Source organism: Streptomyces sp. NRRL WC-3549 (assembly GCF_000721935.1).
Classification (GTDB): domain Bacteria; phylum Actinomycetota; class Actinomycetes; order Streptomycetales; family Streptomycetaceae; genus Streptomyces.
Genome location: NZ_KL585411.1, coordinates 21,310 through 21,773 on the forward strand (window position 1 = coordinate 21,310; position 464 = coordinate 21,773).

Sequence of the window (464 nt, forward strand, 5' to 3'; positions counted from 1 at the left end):
CGCCGATGCCGACTACCTGCGCGGCCGGCGCGACGGCTTCGCCAAGGCCGCCTCGGCCCTGGCCCCGCATCTGACGCCCGGGCCCATCCACGGTGACGCGCTCCCCCGCAACGTCCACGTCGGCCCGGACGGGCCGGTCCTCGTCGATCTGGAGACCTTCTCGGCCGATTTCCGGGAGCACGACCTGGTGGTCCTCGCCCTCTCCCGTGACCGCTACGGCCTGCCCGCCGAGGCGTACGACGCCTTCACCGCCGCCTACGGCTGGGACGTGCGCGACTGGGCGGGGTGCGCGGTGCTGCGCGGGGCCCGTGAGACGGCGAGCTGCGCCTGGGTCTCCCAGCACGCGCCGACCAACCCGAAGGCGCTGGCGGAGTTCCGCCGCAGGGTGGCGTCCCTGCGCCAGGACGACCCGGAGGTCCGCTGGTACCCCTTCTGAGGGGTGACCGAGGGGCCCGCCGGCTGCC

Annotated in this window: 1 protein-coding gene; it reads left to right on the plus strand. The window is 75.4% G+C overall.

Features of this window, described 5'->3' with window-relative positions:
* A partial coding sequence (locus IH13_RS0120115; protein WP_031086392.1) for a phosphotransferase occupies positions 1-436 on the plus strand: 436 nt, incomplete at its 5' end.
* Positions 437-464: the final 28 nt, after the last annotated feature.